We start from the raw sequence: 1,393 nt of genomic DNA on the forward strand, positions 1-1,393 counted from the left end.
AAATAGATCATAAATCCCAGTATATTTTAAAGCTGTTGGCCGTTTTGATATCTGACCTAAATAAAGAATCCAGTTAATTGATTCCTGTTTTAAGTCACCATAAAGCCTGTCGTGAGTGACAACCTCATTAAGATTCTGATCTAAGATTATCACTTTATCAGCTGTAAGTTTAACAAAAACATTGCTTTTAGCAAGACTTGGCCTGGTTGAATATCTATGTTTGCCTTTATGAATAGTAATACAGGCATTAGCATCAGTTTTCTTAGAGATAACCAATGCTGGCTCAAATTCAACCTCAGGCAGAGGTAATAATGCTTTTAAATCAGCCTGAAATAATTCATGCTGAGTAGCATTTTTTCTGTAATGTTCGCGATACTGATCATCATCAAGTTCAGTTAGTAATGATTTATTGAATTCATCTAAATTATCAAATTCTGGTGGTGGCACAAAATAGTTGCGTCTGTGATAGCCTACTTTACCCTCTATATTGCCTTTTTCATGCCCACTTGCTGGATTACAAAATACTGCTTCAAATCTAAAATGGTTTTTAAACATCATGAAGTGTTCAGTCAGCTTTCGATACTTGTTTTTCCCGATATCTGAAACCATACTAGAAGCATTGTCAAAAACTATTCTCGTTGGAACACCACCGAGATGATTAAATATATTTATCATGCCCTGTTCTAAACATTGCAGGTTTTCACCTTTAAAAAGCTGCGAATAACCAGTATTACTCTGTGGGAAGCTGAGATTTAAGTGGTGTCCTTCATAAAAAGTCCCATTTTCTCTAAAATCTGTTCTACCAAAGTCAACCTGGGCTTCTCCAGGCAGATGTTTTAACGGTAAAAAGAATTTAGGTTCATCAGAAAATATCTCTTTCTTTTTAATTCGCACATACTCAGCTAACAGGCGATATGAACAGTCATATTTACTACCATAGAGTTCAGTTAATCTGGTATGTACCCTTTTTGCAGTATGACGCTGTTTTCTCCAGACTTTTTTATCAGCTTCAAGCCACTTATCAATAGTTTTCTTAAATGGGTCCAACTTGGAGCCACGCTTGGATCTTTCAGGTGTTTCTAAAACTAGATTAAAATCATTCATATCAAGATATTTATTAATTGTTTTGCGATCATGACCTGTTTTTCTCATTATTTCAGCCACATTTAGACCTTTCTTAAAGTACAGTTTTTTGATATCATTAATATCAGTCATTGCTAATGTCATCTCCATTTTCCTCCCTTATATAAGTTGTGGTTGACTTAATATAAGGGTACGGTATTTTGGGGGTGACTGCAATGACTTTTTTATTCTGCAATAATAGGGAATTTTAGTTTGCAACTTTCGGGAATACTACATTGCAATTCCCGGTAATTTTAGTATACAACAAATA

1 protein-coding gene is annotated in these 1,393 nt (G+C 34.5%); it reads right to left on the reverse strand.

All coding sequences use genetic code 11. The features are described 5' to 3' along the window. Positions 1 to 1,227, reverse strand: a 1,227-nt coding sequence (gene istA / locus BMZ74_RS14295; protein ID WP_089862877.1) for an IS21 family transposase, incomplete at its 3' end; no start/stop codon positions are given. Positions 1,228 to 1,393 lie beyond the last annotated feature (166 nt).

Origin of the sequence: Halanaerobium salsuginis (assembly GCF_900114545.1) — a bacterium.
Taxonomy (GTDB): domain Bacteria; phylum Bacillota; class Halanaerobiia; order Halanaerobiales; family Halanaerobiaceae; genus Halanaerobium; species Halanaerobium salsuginis.